The organism is Streptomyces winkii (assembly GCF_032248595.1).
GTDB classification, from domain to species: domain Bacteria; phylum Actinomycetota; class Actinomycetes; order Streptomycetales; family Streptomycetaceae; genus Streptomyces; species Streptomyces winkii.
This window is the reverse complement of the sequence record NZ_JASTTH010000001.1, coordinates 648,843-669,934: the sequence shown is the minus strand read 5'-3', so window position 1 is coordinate 669,934 and position 21,092 is coordinate 648,843. Positions and strand designations below refer to the sequence as shown.

Sequence of the window (21,092 nt, the reverse complement as noted above, 5' to 3'; positions counted from 1 at the left end):
CCGCACACCCGCGGCTTCGGGTGCCCCGCGGGACGGCCGTACCATTTGCGCATGGCTACCGACACTCCCCCAGAGTCCGTACGGGAGGGGGATCCCTCTGCGACCCCTCCCACCGAGGACGCAGTGCGTGCCGCGCTCGCGACGGTGGACGATCCGGAGATCCACCGGCCGATCACCGACCTCGGCATGGTCAAGTCCATCGCCATCACGGCCGACGGCGCGGTCGACGTCGGGATCTATCTCACGGTCTCCGGCTGTCCGCTGCGCGAGACGATCACCGCGAACGTGACCGAGGCCGTGCAGCGCGTCGAGGGCGTCACCCGCGTCGCCGTCGAACTCGATGTGATGAGCGACGAGCAGCGGCGCGAACTCGCCTCCTCGCTGCGCGGCGGCAAGGCCGAACGTGAGATCCCTTTCGCCCAGCCCGGCTCGCTGACCCGCGTGTACTGCGTGGCGTCCGGCAAGGGCGGGGTCGGCAAGTCGTCGGTGACCGTGAACCTGGCCGCGGCGCTGGCCGCCGAGGGCCAGAAGGTGGGCGTGGTCGACGCCGACATCTACGGGCACTCCGTACCGCGGATGCTCGGCACGGACGGCAGGCCGACGCAGGTCGAGGACATGATCATGCCGCCGTCGGCGCACGGCGTGAAGGTCATCTCGATCGGCATGTTCACGCCCGGCAACGCCCCTGTGGTGTGGCGCGGCCCCATGCTCCACCGCGCGCTCCAGCAGTTCCTCGCGGACGTCTACTGGGGCGACTTGGACGTGCTGCTGCTCGACCTGCCGCCCGGCACCGGCGACATCGCGATCTCCGTCGCTCAGCTCGTGCCGAACGCCGAGATCCTCGTCGTGACGACGCCGCAGCAGGCCGCGGCGGAGGTCGCGGAGCGTGCGGGATCCATCGCCGTGCAGACGCACCAGAAGATCATCGGTGTCATCGAGAACATGTCGGGCATGCCCTGCCCGCACTGCGACGAGATGATCGACGTCTTCGGCACGGGCGGCGGGCAGCGCGTCGCCGAGGGCCTGACGAAGACGACCGGCACCGAAGTGCCGGTCCTGGGCGGCATTCCCATCGACCTGCGGCTGCGCGAGGGCGGCGACGAGGGCAAGCCGGTCGTGCTCAGCGACCCGGACTCGCCGGCGGGCGCGGCACTGCGCGGTGTGGCCGGCAAGATCGCCGCACGGCAGCGGGGTCTGTCGGGAATGTCACTCGGGCTCACGCCGAGCAACAAGTTCTGACGCGGCGGCGGTGTCCGGGCCTCCGGACACCGCCCACGCACAAGTGAGGGGCGCTCCCCGACCGGGAAGCGCCCCTCAGTTGTGCCTTACGCGTTGTGCGGGTGATCCGCGTCAGTCCTGCTGATAGCTGGTGATGTCCTTCACGACGGCGAAACCCAGGCCGTACGCGCTCATGCCCCGCCCGTACGCCCCGATGTGCACGCCTTCCTGTGCCGCTCCGGCGAGCACCCACCCGTACTCGGACTCGCGGTAGTGGAAGTCGGTCGGCACACCGTCGACCGGCAGGGTCAGCGTGGACCATCCGGCGCCGCCGAGATCGTCGGCGAGCTCCCAGGCCACCACTGTCTGCTGGTCGAGCCAGTCCTGCCGCAGACCGCGCTCCATCTCCTGCGGCCATGTGCAGGACAGCAGCCCCGAGCCCGCGAGCCACGCGGCCGTGGACACGGATGTCGCCTCCAGCACGCCGGTGCCGTCCGCACTGCGCCGAACCGGACGGCTCGCGACCGTGACGGTCACCGCGAAACGCTGGTTGTCCGGGTTCGCCTCGACCTTGAGCGAGGGCACCTCTCCGTGCCCGGTAGAACCGTGCTCGACGGTGCCGTCCGCCGTCGTACCGACCTGCATCAGCCAGCGCGGGCCGGTGAACGCCTCGTCGAGGCCGTACCACGGAAAGGAAGCCGTCAGAAACCCGTCCACAGCCCGCTCGACACCGGTCTCCTCCGGTGCGGCGGGCCCGGGTTCACCGGCCACCCGACTCGTCGTCTCCATCTGCGCGACGCCTCCTCAATGCCCTGTGCCACGGGCAGCCTGCCCCCCTCGGACGGCGAACCCCGGACACAGGGAGGATAGCCACCCGGGTCCGCCGTTTCGGGCATGACCAAACAACGGCCCTTCATCAGGGACGTGAGATGCGCCTCTCAGGTGACCCGCGTGAGGCAGATGATGCGGGCTATGCGTGATGTGCCCTGGGATGTGACCCGAAAGATTCAGGTGGCGTCGGCATCGAACGGCGGCGGCTCGTCCTTCGGGCGCTCCCGCGGGTTCTCCTTGCTGAGCGGATCGGGGGTCTCCAGGCCGGTGGCCGGGCCGCCCTTCGTCAGGCTCGTACGGCTTCCGCTGCCGCCGGAGGCGCCTCCGCGTGAGCTCACGCTCTCGGTCCCGTTCACCGCGTCGGTGACCTCCGCCATGTCGTCGCGGAAGTCGAAGTTGTTGCGGATCTCCTTCAGGCCCAGGTCGTCACCGTCGAGCAGATGCTTACGGGCGAAGTTCTTCGGGTTCAGGTCCTCGAACTCGAAGTCCTTGAACTCCGGCCCCAGCTCGGAGCGGATGTCCTCCTTGGCGTTGTCGGAGAACTGGCGCACCTTGCGGATGAAACCGGACACGTCCTGGATCACCTTGGGCAGCTTCTCCGGCCCGAACACGAGGATCGCCAGGATGACGAGCGCGACCAGCTCTAGGGGTCCTATGTCGAAGAACACCTTGCAGCTCCCTCATCCTGATACGTCCACGGGCAGTGCTTCGGCCCGCTCTCACGGTACCCGGAGAGCCGCCCGCGGTGGGAGCCCACCCGGCCATCCGCACGAACGGCCCGGCCAGGGCCGGGAGGCGTGCCGTCGCACCGCCGATGCCTGCAATTCGCCTGCACCCGGCGGGAGTTGAGCCGGGCGCGGTCGGGCCCGATGGACCACCGCACGCTCAGCGCCGCGGCGGAGCCGCCGTGGTGATCGCGGAGGGCGAGGGCGCGCTGTCGTTGCGGACGCCGCCGCCGGAGAAGGAGTCCGCGCGGAGCCCGGCATACGACTCCGTCCCGTACGCGTACGAACCGAGGGCGACCGAGGGCGGCGCGTGCCGCACGGCAAGCGAGGAGAAGAAGGCGTCGCGGAGCAGCGGGTGCGGGGTGGCTTGCTCGCCCTCGACCGGAGGCGCGGTGGGGGCCGCCCAGGGGGCGCCGCGCTGGAAGCCCGTGCCGCGCACCGCCTTGAGGGACGCGCCCGCGCTGTCCGCGGCCGTGTTCGCGCTGAGGACGGTGCCGCTCACCTCGTTCTGCGCTCCGTTCACATCGCGGCGGCGGCGCTCGCGGTCGGTGCCGCTGCCGGACGCGGCCGTACGGACGGAGCTGGCCGAGGCCGTACCGCCGTCGCCCTTCGCGATGGACGGGCCGCTCCCCGCCGTGCTGCCGCCGACCCCGCCGGCCAGGGCGAGGGCCGCCAGCGAGACCGCGCCCGCCGCGGCGAAGGCGAAGCGCCGGCCGCGTGAGGAGAGCCGCTCCATCTCGTGTATCCGGAAACCCCGGCTCGGTGAGAGCGCGCTTCCGCCGCGCCCGCCGCGCAGCTGGTCGAAGGCCCAGACGGAGCCGGACTCCGCTTGCGACGCACGCGCCGCCGGGCTGGAGACGCCGCTGCCGGAGTCGCCGCCCGGAAGGCCGAAGCCGTCGCCCGCGGACGGCATGCCGTCGAACGGGCCGTCGTCCGGGCCTTCGGCGGGCAGACCTTGGAGGCGCGCCAGCAGACCGTCAGAAGGGGGCGGGGGCGCGGTGACCGCGAAGACGTTCTTCACCCTGCGCTGCGCGTCCGCCTCCGCCTTGCAGCTCCGGCAGGTGGCCAGGTGCGAGAGCACGCGCTCGCGTGCGTCGTGTCCCAACTCCCCGTCGATCAACGCCGCGAGGCGGTCGCCGAGATGCTGCTCGGCCGGAGTGAGTTCTCTCTCCGGCTGCGGCGCTCTGCCACCCATGCCCGTGCCACTCACGCGGCACCGACCTCCCCGCCCCCCACGGCCGCCGCGCTCAGCGCACGCTGCTGCTCGGCGCGCGCCTCGGGAGAGCGGTGCTGAAGGGCCTTGCGCAGCTGCGAGCGCCCGCGGTGGATACGGCTGCGCACGGTGCCGAGCTTCACCCCGAGGGTGGCGGCGATCTCCTCGTACGACAGCCCTTCGATGTCACAGAGCACCACCGCGGCGCGGAACTCCGGCGCGAGAGTGTCCAGCGCCTGCTGCACGTCCGCGTCGAAGTGGGTGTCGTTGAAGTGCTGCTGCGGCGTGGGCTCACGGCTGGGCAGGCGCTCCGCCGCGTCGTCGGCGAGCGCGTCGAACCGGATGCGCTGCTTGCGGCGCACGGTGTCCAGGAAGAGGTTCGTGGTGATGCGGTGCAGCCAGCCCTCGAACGTGCCGGGCGTATACGTCGACAGGGATCGGAAGACGCGGACGAAGACCTCCTGAGTGAGATCCTCCGCGTCGTGCTGGTTGCCCGTGAGGCGGTAGGCGAGGCGGTAGACGCGCGCACTGTGCGTGCTGACGATCTCCTCCCAGGTAGGAGGGGTCCACGCCTGGTTCTCCGCATCGGTGTCGAAAGTCGCCGTGGTCGCGGATTCGGCAGTACGGACCTGGTCAGCGGTGTCTGTCACGGATTTCGGCTCGTCCGCCGACCTGCGAAAACGCCGGAGCATTCCACGGTCCCGGACAGCAGCCGCACCTCCCCTGTCGGCTCTGGTGGTGTCCAGTGGAATCCCAACCATAACCACCTCGCCCGTTAGCTCCGGATAAGCACTTTTGACCGGCTCCCGGTCCTGACGCTCTTCCTGCTGCACAGTCGTCGGTCGCAATCTCACGGCACCCCCCTGCACCTTCCACCCCGCTACAACGCTCGGTCCCATCAGCGGGTTCCCGGGGCAACGGATACAGTCACCGTTGCGTGGAGGTTGGGGACAGGAGAGGGCCATTACCGGCAACCGGCAGTCGAGCTGGGCGTTCGCCGACGCCTACGGCGCCGAACTCGTCGACGACGCCGAGAACGCGGCACTGCGCTGGGCCCGCGAGCGGGCTCAGCAGGCAGGCGTGCGCGCTGTGTCCCCCGCCACAGGTTCCACGCTGCGTCTGCTGGCGGCGACCGCCGGCGCCAAGTCCGTCGCCGAGATCGGCACCGGCACCGGGGTCTCCGGCATCCATCTGCTCGCCGGGATGCGGCCCGACGGCGTCCTGACGACGGTGGACACCGACCCCGAGCAGCAGCAGTTCGCGCGGCAGGCCTTCCGCGCCGCGGGGTTCGCGGGGAACCGGGCGCGGTTCATCCCCGGCTCGGCCCTCGACGTACTGCCGCGGCTGGCCGACGGAGGCTACGACCTGGTGTTCTGCGACGGCGACCGGGCCGAGTGCCTCGACTACTTCGCCGAGGCGCTGCGTCTGCTCCGGCCCGGCGGCCTCGTCTGCTTCGAAGGGGTCTTCGCCAACGGCCGTACGGTCGAGTCCGCCGCCCAGCCCGCCGAGGTGCGCAAACTGCGCGAACTGCTGGGCGCCGTACGGGAGAGCACCGCGCTCGTGCCGTCGCTGCTTCCCGTGGGGGACGGCCTGCTCTGCGCGGTCAAGCGCGAGCAGTGAGCGCCCGGGGACGCGGAGAACGCGGGGAACGCGGGCGCTCCAGGCGTGCCCGAGGTCCCGAGCGCCCCGGCCGGAACACAGCTGCCCCGGAGCACGATGTGTGCTCCGGGGCAGCGGAGAACCCACTGATGGCTGGCTCGGTCCGCGCCGGGCGGGCCGCCCTGCTGCCGGGCGTCAGCCGCAGACCTTCTTCAGCTCCTCACCGAGCGCAGTCGCCTCGTCCGGGGTCAGCTCGACGACGAGTCGCCCACCGCCTTCGAGCGGAACGCGCATGACGATGCCCCGCCCCTCCTTGGTCACCTCGAGCGGGCCGTCACCCGTCCGCGGCTTCATCGCCGCCATGCTCGTTCCCCTTCCTGAAACCAGCTGATCGCAGCCGACAACGCGCGTGTCAACGGCATCGAACACATTGCTTCAAAGCCATTATCCCGCATGGCAGGACCCGATGACCAACAAGAGGTCGCATCACTTGTGACTCGCTCTCGCACAAAACCACTCAATCCGTCGAGGAAGCTGCGATACTGCTCCGCTTCGCCCCTCCGGTAACCGGGCCGTGCGCCTCACCGGTCGGCCTCAGGCACACCCGCAACTCGTGTGTGCCCGGCGGGACGCCCTGTCGGGGCCCGGTGATCTGGGCCATGCTGGCCCCATGTCGGACACCGTGCTCTATGACGTGACCGAGGGTCTCGCGACAGTCACCCTCAACCGCCCCGATGCGATGAACGCCCTGAACGACGAGCTCAAGTCGGCGCTTCGCGACACCCTCCAGCAGGCCGCCGAGGACGAATCGGTGCGTGCCGTGCTGCTGACAGGGAACGGGCGGGCCTTCTGCGTGGGCCAGGACCTCAAGGAACACATCGGCGCGCTGAAGAGCGGCGGGGGCAACGCCCTGCGCACCGTCGAGGACCACTACAACCCCATCACGCTCGCCATCGCGGGCATGCCGAAGCCCGTCGTGGCCGCGGTCAACGGCGTCGCCGCGGGGGCCGGTGCCGGGTTCGCGTTCGCCGCCGATCACCGGATCCTCGCCGAGTCGGCCGCCTTCAACACCTCGTTCGCCGGGATCGCGCTCACCGCCGACTCCGGGATCTCCTGGACGCTGCCGCGCCTTGTGGGCCCCGGACGCGCCGCCGACCTGCTGTTCTTCCCGCGGAGCGTGCGTTCCGGGGAGGCGCTGGAGCTGGGTCTCGCGCACCGGGTCGTGCCGGACGGCGAACTCGCGGAGCAGGCCCTCACCGTGGCGCGCGAACTCGCCCAGGGGCCCACCCGCGCCTACGCGGCGATCAAGGAGTCCCTCGCGTACGGCGCCGGCCACTCGCTGGCCGAGACGCTGGAGAAGGAGGCCGAGCTCCAGATCAGGGCGGGCGCGTCGGAGGACCACCAGGCGGCGGTCGAGGCGTTCGTGAACAAGGAGAAGCCCCGCTTCACGGGGCGCTGAGGCACCGCGGACCGCACGGCACCCTCACCGGACGCCCCCTCGCATCTCGCCCCTCGCCCAGCAGTCGGCCAGGTGATCGTTGACCAGGCCGCACGCCTGCATCAGTGCGTACGCCGTCGTGGGACCGACGAAGCGGAAGCCTCGCTTCTTCAGGTCTTTCGCGAGCGCCGTCGACTCCTGCGTGACGGCGGGGATCTCGGCATGCGTACGGGGCGCGGGGCGCTTCTCCGGGTCGGGGGCGAACGACCAGATCAGCGAGTCCAGTTCGCCCTCGCCGAGTGCGGCGGCGACCTTCGCGTTGGAGACCGCCGCCTGGATCTTCGCGCGGTTCCGGATGATGCCGGGATCGGCCAGCAGCCGCGCCTCGTCGGCCTCGGTGAACTCCGCGACCTTCGCGATGCGGAACCCCGCGAAAGCCGAGCGGAACCCCTCGCGGCGGCGCAGGATCGTCAGCCAGGACAGGCCGGACTGGAACGCCTCCAGACACAGCCGCTCGTAGAGCGCGTCGTCTCCGTGGACGGGGCGGCCCCACTCGGTGTCGTGGTACGCCACATAGTCCTCCGTGGACAGACCCCACGGGCAGCGCAGCGCCCCGTCGGGACCCGGCTGCGCACCGCCCTCAACGCCCATCGCGCGGCTCCTGATCCTGTGCGAGCCCGCCCGGCCCGTACTCCTTGCCGTACTCCTTGCCGAATTCGCCGCCGAACTCGCCGGAGCCGCCAGGCCCGCGGAACCCGCCGGGCTCGCCGCGCCCCATCGCGGACGCCTGCGCTCCCGCGAGCGCGGACTCCAGCTCCGCGATGCGGGCGTCGCGCTCGGCCAGTTCGGCACCGAGCCGGTCCAGCACGTCGTCGACCTGCTGCATCCGGTAGCCCCGTGCCGTCACCGGCAGCCGCAGCCCGTCCACGTCCACACGGCTCACGGGGCGGCCCGCGGGCAGCGGCTCGTCGAGCTGGTCGGGAGCGGCGTCGGCGAGGCCGCCGGCGACCGGGCCGCCCCGCCCGTCACCGGTGCTGCCCACCACGGCGAGCGTGACCGCGGCCACGACCACGGCGAGCGAGATCAGCAGGAACCAGAACACGGCCAACTCCCCGAGGGCATCTTGTGCGAGAGGGCCCTCTCGCAGCATCTTCCGCGAGAGTCCCTCTCGCAGACGTCCGGATGACTACGGCTTCCCATGGTCCCTGATCGTGCCACGCCCCACCGACACAACCGACGGGTCTCGGAACTGAGGGCTCCAGGCCGCCCGTTAAGGTCGCCTCCGGGGGAAACAGCACATGCCTCCCCTTTGCCGAGTGAGAGGACGGCGATGCTGCGCCTGGGGACACGCGAGTTCGGTCCGCACGAGATGGTGATCATGGCCATCGTGAACCGGACACCGGACTCCTTCTACGACCGCGGCGCCACCTTCCGGGACGAACCCGCCCTGGAACGGGTCGAGAAGGCCGTCGCCGAGGGCGCGGCCGTCATCGACATCGGCGGCGTGAAGGCCGGCCCCGGCGACGAGGTGAGCGCCGAGGAGGAGGTACGGCGCACTGTGGGCTTCGTCGCCGAGGTGCGCCGCCGCCATCCGGACATCGTGATCAGCGTGGACACCTGGCGGCACGAGGTCGGCGAGGCCGCGTGCGAGGCCGGAGCGGATCTGATCAACGACGCGTGGGGCGGCGTCGATCCGGCCCTCGCCGAGGTGGCTGCCCGGCACGGCGCCGGACTGGTCTGCACGCACGCGGGCGGGGCCGAGCCGCGCACGCGCCCGCACCGCGTGAGCTACGACGGCGAGGGCGGCGTGCTGGCCGACATCCTGCACGTGACGCTCGGGCTGGCCGAGCGAGCTGTCGCGCTCGGCGTGCGCAGGGACGGCATCCTCATCGACCCCGGGCACGACTTCGGCAAGTCCACCCGGCACTCGCTCGAAGCCACCCGCGGCCTGGAGGAGATGACCCGTACCGGCTGGCCGGTGCTCGTTTCCCTGTCCAACAAGGACTTCGTGGGCGAGACGCTGGACAAGCCCCTCAAGGAACGGCTGACGGGCACGCTCGCCACGACCGCGATCTCCGCGTGGCTCGGGGCAAGGGTCTACCGCGTGCACGAGGTCGCGGAGACGAGGCAGGTGCTGGACATGGTCGCGTCGATCGCGGGGCACCGCCCGCCCGCCGTGGCGCGGCGGGGGCTCGCCTGACGAGGACCCGCGGGCCCGCGCCGTCGCCGCGCCCCCTCACCGGCGCCTTCACCGGCCCCCTCACGCGCAGCGCCGTCAGCCGGCTTCCTTCGTCACCACCGCGACGGCTTCCTCGATGTCGTCCGTGACGTGGAACAGCTCGACGTCGCGCGCCGACGCCTTGCCCTGGGCGACGACCGAGCCGTGCAGCCAGTCGACGAGGCCCTTCCAGTACCCGCTGCCGAACAGGACGATCGGGAAGCGCGTGACCTTCCTCGTCTGCACGAGGGTCATCGCCTCGAACAGCTCGTCCATCGTGCCGAGCCCGCCGGGCAGCACGACGAAGCCCTGTGCGTACTTCACGAACATCGTCTTGCGGACGAAGAAGTAGCGGAAGTTCACGCCGATGTCGACGTACGGGTTGAGGCCCTGCTCGAAGGGGAGCTCGATGCCGAGCCCGACCGAGGTGCCGCCCGCCTCCAGCGCGCCCTTGTTGGCGGCCTCCATCGCCCCCGGGCCGCCCCCGGTGATCACCCCGAAGCCCGCCTCGGTCAGCGCGCGCCCGATCCGCACGCCCGCCTCGTACTCCGGCGAGTCCACGGGCGTACGGGCCGAGCCGAAGACGCTGATGGCCGGGCCGAGTTCCGCGAGAGCGCCGAAGCCCTCCACGAACTCCGACTGGATGCGCATGACCCGCCACGGGTCCTGGTGCACCCAGTCCGAAGGTCCCGTGGTGTCCAGCAGCCGCTGGTCCGTCGTCTCGGCCTGCATCTGCTTCCGGCGGCGCACCACCGGGCCGAGACGCTGCTCGCGCGGCTTCCGTGCTCGCTCTCGCTCCGGGCTGGTCATCCCACGCTCCCTCCGACTGCGATCATTCTGATTCAGCCTACGCACGCGGAAGCCGTACCGACGTGACAGACGGCCGCACTCCTTGGGGCGGGGAGGTGTACGGCGCGAGGGCGGGCGGCGGATTCAGGCCGTCAGCCAGGCGCGGAGCCGCTCCTCGCAGTGGTGGATCCGCTCCGTCTCCACCCGCTCGTCGCGCTTGTGCGCCAGGTTCGGATCGCCCGGGCCGTAGTTCACGGCCGGGACGCCGAGGGCGCTGAAGCGGGAGACGTCCGTCCATCCGTACTTGGGCTGCGGCTCGCCGCCTACGGCGTCCGTGAACGCCTTCGCCGCCGGATGCGACAGCCCGGGCAGGGCTCCGGGCGAGGTGTCGTCCACGGTCAGCTCCCACTCGCCGCAGTCCGCGAACACCTCCCGTACATGTGCGAGAGCCTGCTCCTCGCCGATGTCCGGGGCGTAGCGGTAGTTGACGGTGACCGTGCAGTCGTCCGGGATGACGTTCCCCGCGACGCCCCCCTCGACGCGGACGGCGTTGAGCCCCTCCCGGTACTCCAGCCCGTCGATCACCTTCCGGCGCGGCTCGTACGAGGCGAGCCGGGCCAGGATCGGCGCCGCGGCGTGGATCGCGTTCTCGCCCTTCCAGCTGCGCGCGGAGTGCGCGCGCACTCCGGTGGTACGCAGCAGGACGCGCAGCGTGCCCTGGCAGCCGCCCTCGACCTCGCCGCTGGTGCCCTCCAGCAGTACGGCGAAGTCGCCCGCGAGCCAGTCGGGGTGCGCCTCGGCGAGGCGGCCGAGGCCGTTGAGGTGCGCGGCGACCTCCTCGTTGTCGTAGAAGACGAAGGTCAGGTCCCTGTTGGGCTCCGGCACGGTCGCGGCGATGCGCAGCTGCACGGCCACGCCGGACTTCATGTCGCTCGTGCCGCACCCCCACAGCACGCCGTCCTCGTCGAGGCGGGAGGGCACGTTGCCGGCGATGGGCACGGTGTCGAGATGACCGGCGAGGATGACGCGCTCGGGCCGCCCGAGCGCGGTGCGGGCGACGACGTTGTTGCCGTACCGGTCGACGGTCAGGTGGGGCAGGGCGCGCAGGGCGGTCTCGACGGCGTCGGCCAGGGGCCGCTCGTCGCCGCTCTCGGAGGGCGTGTCCACGAGCTGAGCGGTCAGCAGGGCGGCGTCCCGGTGCAGGTCGAGTCCGTTCTGTTGCATGAACACAGCCTACGGGGCTGGGGACTTGGCACACCGGCTACCTTTGTGCCCGTGTCCCCCTCGGAATCCGCTCCCCGGAAGTCCCGCGCCAGAACCGTCCGCACCGTGGCGGCGTGCGCGATGCTGCTCGTCGTCGCAGGTTACGTGGTGACGCAGTACGTCACCAGCAGTACCGGGCCGGCCCGCTGCACGGTCAGAACCGCCGGGGACAAACCCGAGGACTACGAGATCAAACCCGAACAGGCCGCCAACGCCGCGACGATCACCGCCGTGGCCTCCCGGCGCGGTCTGCCCGAGCGGGCGGTGACGATAGCCCTGGCCACGGCCATGCAGGAGTCCGCGCTGCGCAACATCGAACACGGCGACCGGGATTCGCTGGGCCTCTTCCAGCAGCGTCCGTCGCAGGGGTGGGGAAGCACGCGACAGATCCAGGACCCTGTGTACTCCTCGGGGAAGTTCTATGACCATCTCGTGGAGATCCCGGGCTACTCCCGGCTGCCGCTGACCGTGGCCGCGCAGCGAGTGCAGCGCAGCGGCTACCCGCAGGCGTACGCGAAGCACGAGACGAACGCCGCGCTGCTCACAGCCGCCCTTACCGGCCGCCGGGCCGCCGCGTTCAACTGCACCACGGGGCCGGCGGGCGGCGACGGCAAGGCGGGGAACCCCGCGCAGCTGCGCGAGCGGCTCGTGCGGGAGTTCGGCGACGGCGTACTGCCGGGGCAGCGCCCCGCGGCGGCGCCGTCCGGCGCGGAGGCCGGCAGCGTCGGCCTGGACGGGGGCGGGGACGCGCAGGCGTCCGACGCGTCGGACGGGGTCCGGGCAGCGCCCGCGGACGACGAGCCGTCGGAGGTGCGCATCCCGGTGCGGCGCGGTCAGCGCGGCTGGGAGCTGGCGCACTGGGCCGTGGCGAACGCCTCCGAGATGCACATCGAGCAGATCTCGTACCGCAACCGCGTCTGGGACGCGTCCAGTTCGGAGGAGGGCTGGCGGCCGCGCGAGGACTCCGGCGGCGGGAAGGGCGGCGGAGGGAGCGTCAGCGTAAAGCTGGCGAAGGGGAAGTAGCCGCAGGAGGCGCGTAGTTCGGCATTTCGCGTCGGTCGGGTGCCGGAAGCAACGAGAAACCGCGGGCCGAGAGAGCCGCGGAAGTCACGCGATCCGCGAGAAGCGATTCGCTCACCGTGATGTACACATCACCATCGGGGGATTTCCCCGCGCCGGGGTGGACGCCGCACCCGCCCGGGGCCGCAGGCACTGGCGCATGCCAACACCCCCTCTCTTGCAGGGGTTTGACGTCCTCGCAGCCGTGAAGTCCGTGCGCTGAAGGCCCGTTCGGCGCAGCCGATGATGCGACGCATTGCCAATCCTTTACCTCGACGGCCCGCAACTTTCGGGCTCCTCAAGGCGATAGGCACAGCGCCCGGCCCGGCGATTGCCCGGCCGGGTTTGCATCACGTTTTCCGTAGCATCAGAACTCTCCGTCAAAGGAGCAACATGTCCCTCCCTCTCACGCGCCGGATCGCCAAGACCGTGCTGCTGACGGCCGCGGGCGCCGCCTCCGTCGTAGGCGCGGCCGGTGCCGCGAGTGCCGCCGAACTGCCGACGACCGCAGACGTGGGCGGGCTGAGCAACCTGGACAAGGGCGTCGGCGGCGACGTCGCCGGCACCGCCTCCGAGGGCGCCCAGGCGCTCACCCCGATGAGCAGCACCACGCCCCTCGACACCAACTCCGTTCCGGACGCCGGAGTTCGCGCCGGCACCGACAACGCCCGGGCCGGGCAGGAGGCCGCGAAGCTCGTCGGCAACACGGCCAGCGGTGCTCAGACCGGCATGCAGAAGCAGACTCCGAACGTCCAGCAGTCCCTGCCGAACGTGCAGACCCAGGGCCTGCCCACCGACAGCCTCGGGCAGCTGGGCCAGCCCGGCCAGGCGACCCCGGCGCAGAGCACTCCCGCTCAGAGCACCCCCGCCAAGGGCACTCCGGCCAAGACCCAGCCCGCGAACGGGCAGGGGAACAACCAGCTCCTCGGCGGCAAGGTGCTGCCGAACGGTCTGGGCACGATCGGGCTCGGCGGCAGCGGCCGCTGACGCCGCCACCGGCGCCGCACAAGCGCACCAGTACGCGAAAGGGCCGCGGAGAGCACGTCTCCGCGGCCCTTTCGCGGCGTCTCTGCCTTCCGGCCTCCCCGCCCTCCGGCCCCTCAGCCCTCCAGCCGCCGCACCGCCTCCGAGACGCGCTCGTCCGTGGCCGTGAGCGCGACACGTACGAACTGCTCCCCGGCCGTGCCGTAGAAGTCGCCCGGCGCGACGAGGACTCCGAGCTTGGACAGATCGCCGACGGTGTCCCAGCACGGCTCGTCCCGCGTCGCCCAGAGGTAGAGGGACGCCTCGCTGTGCTCGATGCGGAAGCCGCGGGTTTCAAGCGCCGCCCGAAGGGCCGTGCGGCGGGCCGCGTAGCGCTCGCGCTGCCGCACGACGTGCTCGTCGTCACCGAGCGCCGCGACCGTCGCGGCCTGCACCGGAGCGGGGACCATCATCCCGCCGTGCTTGCGGATGTGCAGCAACTCCCCCAGCACCGCGGGGTCTCCGGCGGCGAAGGCCGCACGGTAGCCCGCGAGGTTGGAGCGCTTGGAGAGCGAGTGGACGGCGAGGACGCCCTCGTACGATCCGCCGCAGACGTCCGGGTGCAGCACCGAGACCGGCTCGGCCTCCCAGCCGAGTTCCAGATAGCACTCGTCGCTCGCGAGCAGCACCCCGTGCTCGCGCGCCCACGCGACGGTGCGGGTCAGCTGCGCGGCGTCCAGGACCGCGCCCGTCGGATTGGACGGGGAGTTGAGCCACAGCAGGCGCAGGCCGTCCGGGTCGAGCGCGGTCGGGTCGTCGTAGTCGACGGGTTCGGCGCGGGCGAGGCGCGCGCCCACCTCGTACGTCGGGTAGGCCAGCCGCGGATACGCCACGCGGTCGCCCGGGCCGAGGCCGAGCTGGGTGGGCAGCCACGCGACGAACTCCTTGGAGCCGACGACCGGGAGCACGTTCCGGTGCGTCATGCCGATCGCTCCCAGGCGGCGTTCGCACCAGCCGGTGAGGGCGTCGCGCAACGCGGTCGTGCCCCACACCGTGGGATAGCCGGGGCTGTCGGCCGCGTCGGCGAGGGCGCGCCGGATCACCTCGGGCACGGGGTCGACGGGAGTGCCGACGGACAGGTCGACGATGCCGCCGTCGTGCGCCGCGGCCGTGGACTTGTACGGCTCCAGCCTGTCCCAGGGGAACTCAGGGAGCCGCGCGGAGACCGGGGAACCGGAGGAAGAAGCCACGGGATGACTCGCTTTCTGCTGTGAAACACGCGGTCCCGCACGCCCGCCGGACGGACCGGCGCACTGTGCGGGACCACAAGACCGCGGAGGGGAAACGCCCGTACCGCGGTGTCACTCGTCGTGGCTCTGCGGCGGGAGCGCGGCGATGACGGGGTGGTCCCGCTCGATCAGACCGAGCTTGCTGGCCCCGCCGGGCGAGCCGAGTTCGTCGAAGAACTCGACGTTCGCCTTGTAGTAGTCCTTCCACTCCTCAGGAGTGTCGTCCTCGTAGAAGATCGCCTCGACCGGGCAGACCGGCTCGCAGGCACCGCAGTCGACGCATTCGTCCGGGTGGATGTACAAGGACCGCTGGCCCTCGTAGATGCAGTCGACGGGGCACTCCTCGATGCAGGCCTTGTCCTTAAGGTCGACACAAGGCTCCGCGATGACGTAGGTCACGCTGTCGTTCCTCCTCAATAGGGCCGGCGGACCGGTGTCGGGGATCCGCCGCTGGGCGCGCGGGAGCGCGGCGTCGTCGATGCCCGTCCTAGTATCTCCGTTCCCGGTACCGAGACGAACAGGAGGGGCGGGTAGAGCAGTGGAATTCACCACGGGCGGACGCCTCGAAGTCCGAATTACCGCGTCTGACGTGGGAAAACGTGTTTCTGTACGGTCATTGACCGGTGCCGGGGGACGGCACGCCTCCTTCACCGACACGGTCGGGGTTCTCACATCCTGGGACGGCGGTGTGCTGCACATCACCCGGCGCGGCGGACAGAGCGTGCCGATCGACGAGTCGGCGCTGGTCGCCGGGAAGGTCGTCCCCGGCGCACCGGCACGGCGGCGCGGCATCCCCGCTGCGAGCGTACGTGAACTCGTCGAGGTCGCGGCGCGCGGTTGGCCCGCCGTCGAGACGGAGCGGCTGGGCGGCTGGACGCTCAGGGCGAGCGCGGACGACGCGACGGGCCCCGAGGACGGCGTACGGGCCGGCACTCCGTCCGCGGCGCGCCGCGAGGGCTTCACGGCACGTGCCAACTCCGTTCTGCCGCTGGACGATTCGGGCCTGCCGCTCGCCGAGGCGCTGTCGCGGGCGCGGCGCTGGTACGAGGCGCGTGGACTGGTGCCGCGCGTACAGGTCACGACCGGCGGCGAGCGCACCGACGAACTGCTCGCCGCGGAGCTGGAAGAGCGCGGCTGGAGCGGCGAACGGCACGCGCTGCTGCGGGTGGCGGCGCTCGCGCCGCTGGCCGACCGGCAGCCGGACGCCCGGGTGCTGCTCGGCCGCACCCCCGGCGCCGGCTGGTTCTCGCTCTACCGCCGCGCCGGTCGAATGCCGCGCACGGCGAGGAAGGTGCTGACGGGTGGCCCGTCGGTCTGGTTCGCCACGGTGCCCGCGACGGAGGCCGACGGGACCGCGGGCCCGGGCACGGCGGCCATCGGACGGTGCGTCGTCGACGGACGGTGGGCCGGCTTCGCCGCGATAGAGGTCGCGCCGGGACACCGCAGGCAGGGGCTGGCCACAGCCGTGATGGCCGAGTTGGCGCGGGCGGCCCTCGCCGAAGGCGCCTCGGCCGCGTACCTCCAGGTGGAGCGCGACAACGACGCGGCACGTGCGCTCTACGACGGAATGGGCTTCGCCGACCACCACGCCTACCATTACCGCCGCGCTCCGGAGGACTGATCCGCGTTGTCCGACGAGGAGAGCGGGAAGGGCCCCGGCCCCGGCGAGAGCGACGGCGGCGAGGGCACCAACCGCGAGCGGTTCGCGCAGGCCGCACGCGAGGACCGGCCCGATCTGGCGCTGCTCTGCCTGCTGATCGGCGTCGAGGCGGCCGCCCCGGATGAGAGCGGCGGCGCAGGCGGCGCCCGGCAGACACGAGAAGAGCCCGCGCACGAGCGCGAGTACGAGCGCGAGCACGAGCACAGGGTTCTCGAGGCGCAGATCGAACTCGACCGTCTCGCGGGGCTGTTGCCGTACGCACCGTCCCGTACGCCCGAGGAGTGGGCACGCGCGCTGGGGCAGCTGCTCGGCTCGGAGCTCGGCTTCCACGGCACCCCCGAGGACTACCGGCGGCTGGACTCGTCCTTGTTGCAGTCCGTGCTGCACCGCCGGCGCGGGCTGCCGATCCTGCTCTCGGTGGTCTGGATGGAGGTGGCACGGCGCGCGGGCGCCCCGGTGTACGGGGTGGGCCTGCCGGGCCACTTCGTGGTCGGTTTCGGCGACGCCACCGGGGAGCACGCGCTCGCCGATCCGTACAACGGCGGCCGTCTGCTCTCCGCCGGCGACCTGGAGCTGCTCGTCGCGGGTGCCACGGGCACGCGTCGGCCGCTGTCCGAGGCGACGCTGCACCCCGCGGGTCCCCTGGAGATCGTGCTGCGCATCCTCAACAACATCCGCGCGTGGGCCGCCGCGCGCCCCGAGCGGTCCGGCGTGCAGCTGTGGGCGCTCGACCTCTCGCTGCTCCTGCCGCACCGCCCCGCGCGGCTGCGGCACGAGCGGGCACGGCTGCTGGTCGAGCGCGGCGACTTCCTCGGCGGCGCCGCCGAGTTGGAGGAGTACGCGTCGGCGATCGAGTCCGCGGAGCCCGTCGAGGCGGAGTCCGTACGGAGGGCGGCGCAGGCCGCCAGGGCACGGCTCAACTGACGTGAGGCGCCCGCGAGTCGGCCCGGCCGCGTACCCCGTATTCCGAGCCGGACTGCCCGCGGGTGCTCAGGCCCGAGCGCTCACAGCCAGCCCTTGTCGCGGGCGAGGCGCACGGCCTCCGCCCGGTTGCGGGCGCCGGTCTTCTGGATCGCCGTCGAGAGGTAGTTGCGCACGGTCCCGTGCGAGAGATGCATCGCCTCGGCGATCCCCGCGTTGCCCGAGCCGTCGGCGGCGGCGTTCAGCACGTCCCGCTCGCGGTCGGTGAGGGGGTTCGCGCCCACCGCGAGGGCCGACGCCGCGAGCCCCGGGTCGATGACGTGCTCCCCGCGCAGCACCCGCCGTACGGCGTCGGCGAGCCGGGCCGCCGGGGCGTCCTTGACGAGGAAGGCGTCCGCCCCGGCGTCCATCGCCCGGCGCAGATATCCGGGGCGTCCGAAGGTCGTCAGGATCACGACCTTCAGCTCCGGATGTTCCGTGCGCAGCCGCTCCGCGGCCTCGATGCCGGAGCCGCCGGGCATCTCGATGTCGAGAAGCGCCACGTCCGGCGCGTGCTTCCGTACCGCGTCCGACACCTCGTCGCCGCGGCCCACTTGGGCCACCACCTCGATGCCGGGTTCCAGCCCCAGCAGCGCCGCGAGTGCCTCCCGCACCATCGCCTGGTCCTCGGCCAGCAGCAGTCGGATCACGACGACAAGGCTACGTTCCGCCCGTCCTGCGGGGCTTCGGGGCCGTGGGGTCTCGCGGGGACGACGGCGCGCAGCTGGAAGCCTCCGCGCACGCCCGGACCGGTCTCGAGCGCGCCGTCCGCCAGGGCGAGCCGTTCGGCGAGGCCGGTGAGCCCGTTGCCCTGCGGGGCGTCCGCGCCGCGGCCGTTGTCGGTGACCGACAAGCAGACGGTCTCGTCGGCCTGTTCGGCGAGGGTCACCGTGCAGCGTGTGGCGCCGCTGTGCCGTACGACGTTCGTGCACGCCTCGCGCAGCGCCCACGCCAGCGCGCTCTCCTGGTCCGGGTGGAGACCGCCCAGGAGGGCGGACGCGGGCGGCAGGTGCGCGGTGATCCCGGCGGCGCCGAGCGCCGTGCCCGCACTGGCCAGTTCGACCTGGAGGGTGGGCCTCCGGTAGTCGCTGACCGCCTCCCGTACGTCGACGAGGGCCTGGCGGCTGACCCGTTCGATGTCGGCCACCTGCCCGGCCGCCGCCTCCGGGTCGCCCGGGAGCATTCGCTTGGCGAGCTCGCTCTTGAGCGTGATGACGGACAGCGAGTGCCCGAGCAGGTCGTGCAGGTCGCGGGCGAGCCGCAGCCGCTCCTCGCTGGCGGCCAGGTGCGCCACGGTGGCCCGCGCCTCGCGCAGTTCACGCGTCGTACGGATCATCTGCCGCACCCCCACCATGGCGAAGCCGCCCAGCAGCGCCGGAATGAACAAGGCCGGCCACAGTTCGGCCCCGGCGTCGACGTGCGTTCCGAGGGCGACGAGCACCGCGACGGCACCGGGAATCACCCAGCGCGAGCGGCGAGGCGGCAGAACGGCGCCCGCCGCCACGGAGAAGTACACGAAGAGGACCAGCCACGGGAGTCCGAGCGTGAGCGACGGGACGACCGCGAGCAGCAGCATGACGCCCAGCGACCCGTGTACGAGGCGCCATTCCTCATGAGGGCGTGTGTGGCGGAAGATCAGCGTCACGTAGACGGCGACGAACGCGACGAGGCCGAGCGCGGCGAGACCCGTCGCGAGAGCGCTGTGGCCGCCGTCGAAGAGGTCGGAGACCGGGGCGCCGAGATAGACCATCCAGATGCCGGTCCACAGCAACTTGACCATGAACTGGCGCCGGTTCTCCGGCTTGTGGCCGATCGACGGTGCCGTCCCGCTGTCGGACGGCACGCCCAAGCGCGCGTCGCCCGGACCTCCGGCGGCGGGCGTCCCGTCCCGTGTGCCGCTCCCCGGGGCGGGCGCCCCGTCCTGCGCCGCGCCCCCGGCCCCGTCGTCCCTCACCGCGCTCATGCGGTCCTCTCCTTCCCCCGCTCCGTACCGCCCGTTCACACCTTGCGGGTGTCCCGCCTGTACAGCCAAGCGGCCGCGGCGCTGAAGAGCACGAGGTAGCCGGCGAGAATCCCCGCGTCCTTCATGTGCGGCGCCTCGCCGATCTCGACGGCCTGGCCGAGCGCGGCGTACGCGTGCGTCGGCAGCCATGTGGAGATGTCGCTCACCCAGGACGGCAGGAAGGTCAGCGGCATCCACAGCCCGCCCAGCATCGCCAGCGCGAAGTAGACGATCATCGTGATCGGGCGTACGGCGTCGCCCGTCGCGAGATATCCGATCGCCACTCCCAGCGCGGCGAAGACGAAGCTCCCCGCCCATGTGCAGAGCGCGATGGCGGCCCACTGCCAGGCGTCCAGCCGTACGTCCTTGACAGTGGCCGCCACCACGAGCACCAGGACGATCGAGGGCAGACTCACCGTCGACGCCGCGGCGATCTTGGCGATCACATAGCCCCGGCCGGGCAGCGGCGTCAGGCGCAGCTGACGCACCCAGCCCTGCTCCCGCTCCTTGGCGATCTTCTCGCTGTTCCCGAGCAGTACGGCGGTCATCGCGCCGAACGCGGCCATCGCGACCATGTAGTAGAGCGCCATGTCGATCCGCATGCCCGGCAGCTTCGCGTTCCCCGCGCCGCCCGCGATGATCAGGTAGAGGACGGACGGATAGACGACGGAGAAGAAGAGGAACTTCCGGTTGCGCAGGGCCCGGAGGATCTCCAGCTTGATGAGCGTCTTCATGCCACCGCCGCCTCGGCTCCGGATCGGTCCGCTCCGTCTGTCTGCCGCCGCTCGGCGCCTTCCGCGCCTTCCGCGTCGCCCGCCTCTTCTGCCTCTTCCGCGTGGCGCGTGATCGTGAGGAACGCCTCCTCCAGACCGAGGTGCGCCACCTCCAGGTCGCGCGGATAGAGGCCCGTCGCGTACAGGGCGTGCACGGTCGCGTCGGCGTCCGCCGACCTCATCCGGACGGTGCGTCCGGACAGTTCGAGTTCGGTCACCCCCGGAAGCGACCGCAGGGCGGCCTCGTCGACCGTCCCGTCGGCCGCCTTGACGGTCGTCCCGTCGGTCCCCACCCCCGCGAGGGGCCGCCGGGCCGGCTCACCGCCGCCACGGCCGTCCAGCGCGAAGCTGATACGGCGCGCGCCCGCCCGGTTCTTGATGTCGGCGGCCGTGCCGTCGGCGAGCAACCGCCCCCGGTGCAGCACGAGGACGCGGTCGGCGATCGCGTCCGCCTCCTCCAGATAGTGCGTGGCGAAGAGGACCGTACGGCCCCGCGCCGCCTGTTCGCGCATCGCCGCCCAGAACGCCTGCCGTGCGGAGACGTCCATGCCCGTGGTCGGCTCGTCCAGCACGATGAGGTCGCATTCGCCCGCGGTGGCGAGCGCGAACCGCACGCGCTGCTCCTGGCCGCCGGAGAGCTTGCCGACGACGCGGTCCGCGATGCCGGTGATCCCGGCGTCGGCGAGGACCTTCTCCACGGGGTGGGCACGGGGGTGCAAGTCGCAGGCGAGGCCCACGAGTTCGCGTACCCGTACGCCTTCCATGAGGCCCCCGGACTGGAGCATCGCCCCGACGCGGCTGTCGGTGACGGCCCTTCGCGGTGACCCGCCGAACAGCCGGACCGTGCCGCCCGGGTCCGGGGGACGCAGCCCGAGAAGGAGATCGAGCGCGGTCGACTTGCCTGCCCCGTTCGGTCCGAGGAGCGCGACCGTCTCTCCCGGATGAAGACTGACGGTGAGGTCCGACAGCGCGCGCACAGTGCCGTAGCTCTTGCTCGCGCCGGCGAACTCAACCACCGGAGACTGATGTGTGGTCATGCACCCAGCATCGCGAGCGGGCGGTGCCGGGTGCAGTGCCGGAAGTCGTGAGCTG

At 72.0% G+C, this 21,092-nt stretch carries 23 protein-coding genes; 8 read left to right on the top strand and 15 right to left on the bottom strand.

Annotated elements, in window-relative coordinates:
- Positions 1-123 precede the first annotated feature (123 nt).
- The gene (locus QQM67_RS03070; RefSeq protein WP_314172234.1) at positions 124-1,239 is read left to right on the top strand and encodes an Mrp/NBP35 family ATP-binding protein; all 1,116 of its coding nucleotides are present in this window, start codon (positions 124-126) and stop codon (positions 1,237-1,239) included.
- A 111-nt stretch (positions 1,240-1,350) separates the two neighbouring features.
- Here the strand turns inward: QQM67_RS03070 and QQM67_RS03065 are convergent, their stop codons facing one another.
- The 4 genes from QQM67_RS03065 to sigE all read right to left on the bottom strand — a co-directional run bounded on the left by QQM67_RS03065 (position 1,351) and on the right by sigE (position 4,748).
- Entirely contained in the window at positions 1,351-2,007 is a 657-nt protein-coding gene (locus QQM67_RS03065; protein ID WP_314171941.1) for a hypothetical protein, read from the bottom strand.
- A 218-nt stretch (positions 2,008-2,225) separates the two neighbouring features.
- On the bottom strand, positions 2,226-2,717 hold the full coding sequence (locus QQM67_RS03060; RefSeq protein ID WP_314171940.1) for a sec-independent translocase: 492 nt from the start codon (positions 2,715-2,717) through the stop codon (positions 2,226-2,228).
- Positions 2,718-2,934: 217 nt separating this feature from the next.
- A complete protein-coding gene (locus tag QQM67_RS03055) occupies positions 2,935-3,984 on the bottom strand; it encodes a zf-HC2 domain-containing protein (RefSeq protein WP_399065013.1) in 1,050 nt (349 codons plus the stop codon).
- Complete coding sequence (sigE, locus tag QQM67_RS03050; protein ID WP_314171939.1) at positions 3,981-4,748, bottom strand: RNA polymerase sigma factor SigE; 768 nt, start codon at positions 4,746-4,748, stop codon at positions 3,981-3,983. The genes QQM67_RS03055 and sigE overlap by 4 nt, the downstream gene beginning before the upstream one ends.
- Positions 4,749-4,920: 172 nt before the next feature.
- On the opposite strand from sigE, the gene QQM67_RS03045 reads away from it, so the two are divergent.
- Entirely contained in the window at positions 4,921-5,607 is a 687-nt protein-coding gene (locus QQM67_RS03045) for an O-methyltransferase (protein WP_314171938.1), read from the top strand.
- A gap of 174 nt (positions 5,608-5,781) precedes the next feature.
- Here QQM67_RS03045 and QQM67_RS03040 read toward each other — a convergent pair whose 3' ends face one another.
- The gene (locus QQM67_RS03040; protein ID WP_016469583.1) at positions 5,782-5,949 is read right to left on the bottom strand and encodes a DUF3117 domain-containing protein; all 168 of its coding nucleotides are present in this window, start codon (positions 5,947-5,949) and stop codon (positions 5,782-5,784) included.
- Positions 5,950-6,256: 307 nt separating this feature from the next.
- Between QQM67_RS03040 and QQM67_RS03035 the strand changes: the two genes are divergently transcribed.
- Positions 6,257-7,045: an enoyl-CoA hydratase-related protein gene (locus QQM67_RS03035; RefSeq protein WP_314171937.1), complete on the top strand. Its 789-nt coding sequence runs from the start codon at positions 6,257-6,259 to the stop codon at positions 7,043-7,045.
- A 24-nt stretch (positions 7,046-7,069) separates the two neighbouring features.
- Here the strand turns inward: QQM67_RS03035 and QQM67_RS03030 are convergent, their stop codons facing one another.
- Positions 7,070-7,675, bottom strand: coding sequence for a DNA-3-methyladenine glycosylase I (locus QQM67_RS03030; protein WP_314171936.1), 606 nt, complete (start codon positions 7,673-7,675; stop codon positions 7,070-7,072).
- Entirely contained in the window at positions 7,665-8,174 is a 510-nt protein-coding gene (locus QQM67_RS03025) for a cell division protein DivIVA (protein WP_314171935.1), read from the bottom strand. Before QQM67_RS03025 ends, QQM67_RS03030 begins: the two co-directional genes overlap by 11 nt.
- A 180-nt stretch (positions 8,175-8,354) precedes the next feature.
- Here QQM67_RS03025 and folP point away from each other — a divergent pair, with 180 nt between their 5' ends.
- On the top strand, positions 8,355-9,224 hold the full coding sequence (gene folP / locus QQM67_RS03020) for a dihydropteroate synthase (RefSeq protein WP_314171934.1): 870 nt from the start codon (positions 8,355-8,357) through the stop codon (positions 9,222-9,224).
- 75 nt (positions 9,225-9,299) lie between these two features.
- On the opposite strand, the gene QQM67_RS03015 is transcribed toward folP, so the two are convergent.
- Positions 9,300-10,052 carry an LOG family protein gene (locus QQM67_RS03015; protein WP_314171933.1) on the bottom strand — a complete coding sequence of 251 codons (753 nt, stop codon included), beginning with the start codon at positions 10,050-10,052 and terminating at the stop codon, positions 9,300-9,302.
- A gap of 123 nt (positions 10,053-10,175) precedes the next feature.
- Positions 10,176-11,255, bottom strand: coding sequence for a succinyl-diaminopimelate desuccinylase (gene dapE, locus QQM67_RS03010; RefSeq protein ID WP_314171932.1), 1,080 nt, complete (start codon positions 11,253-11,255; stop codon positions 10,176-10,178).
- 51 nt (positions 11,256-11,306) lie between these two features.
- Between dapE and QQM67_RS03005 the strand changes: the two genes are divergently transcribed.
- Positions 11,307-12,317 (top strand): heavy metal transporter, encoded by a 1,011-nt coding sequence (locus QQM67_RS03005; RefSeq protein WP_399065005.1) that lies wholly within the window; start codon positions 11,307-11,309, stop codon positions 12,315-12,317.
- A gap of 429 nt (positions 12,318-12,746) precedes the next feature.
- Positions 12,747-13,340, top strand: a complete 594-nt coding sequence (locus QQM67_RS30565; RefSeq protein WP_399065002.1) for an ATP-binding protein — start codon at positions 12,747-12,749, stop codon at positions 13,338-13,340.
- A gap of 113 nt (positions 13,341-13,453) precedes the next feature.
- Here QQM67_RS30565 and dapC read toward each other — a convergent pair whose 3' ends face one another.
- A complete protein-coding gene (gene dapC, locus QQM67_RS02995; RefSeq protein ID WP_314171931.1) occupies positions 13,454-14,566 on the bottom strand; it encodes a succinyldiaminopimelate transaminase in 1,113 nt (370 codons plus the stop codon).
- A 111-nt stretch (positions 14,567-14,677) separates the two neighbouring features.
- The gene (gene fdxA / locus QQM67_RS02990) at positions 14,678-15,004 is read right to left on the bottom strand and encodes a ferredoxin (RefSeq protein ID WP_027764481.1); all 327 of its coding nucleotides are present in this window, start codon (positions 15,002-15,004) and stop codon (positions 14,678-14,680) included.
- Positions 15,005-15,143: 139 nt separating this feature from the next.
- Between fdxA and QQM67_RS02985 the strand changes: the two genes are divergently transcribed.
- Both QQM67_RS02985 and QQM67_RS02980 read left to right on the top strand, forming a co-directional pair.
- Positions 15,144-16,226, top strand: coding sequence for a GNAT family N-acetyltransferase (locus QQM67_RS02985; RefSeq protein ID WP_314171930.1), 1,083 nt, complete (start codon positions 15,144-15,146; stop codon positions 16,224-16,226).
- A 6-nt stretch (positions 16,227-16,232) separates the two neighbouring features.
- Positions 16,233-17,189, top strand: a complete 957-nt coding sequence (locus QQM67_RS02980) for a transglutaminase-like domain-containing protein (RefSeq protein ID WP_399064997.1) — start codon at positions 16,233-16,235, stop codon at positions 17,187-17,189.
- Positions 17,190-17,269: 80 nt separating this feature from the next.
- Here the strand turns inward: QQM67_RS02980 and QQM67_RS02975 are convergent, their stop codons facing one another.
- From QQM67_RS02975 to QQM67_RS02960, 4 genes are all read right to left on the bottom strand, one after another.
- Complete coding sequence (locus QQM67_RS02975) at positions 17,270-17,875, bottom strand: response regulator transcription factor (protein WP_314171929.1); 606 nt, start codon at positions 17,873-17,875, stop codon at positions 17,270-17,272.
- Positions 17,872-19,005 (bottom strand): sensor histidine kinase, encoded by a 1,134-nt coding sequence (locus QQM67_RS02970; RefSeq protein ID WP_314172230.1) that lies wholly within the window; start codon positions 19,003-19,005, stop codon positions 17,872-17,874. The genes QQM67_RS02975 and QQM67_RS02970 overlap by 4 nt, the downstream gene beginning before the upstream one ends.
- Before the next feature lie 218 nt (positions 19,006-19,223).
- Positions 19,224-19,961, bottom strand: coding sequence for an ABC transporter permease (locus QQM67_RS02965; RefSeq protein WP_314171928.1), 738 nt, complete (start codon positions 19,959-19,961; stop codon positions 19,224-19,226).
- Entirely contained in the window at positions 19,958-21,037 is a 1,080-nt protein-coding gene (locus tag QQM67_RS02960; RefSeq protein ID WP_314171927.1) for an ABC transporter ATP-binding protein, read from the bottom strand. Before QQM67_RS02960 ends, QQM67_RS02965 begins: the two co-directional genes overlap by 4 nt.
- Positions 21,038-21,092 lie beyond the last annotated feature (55 nt).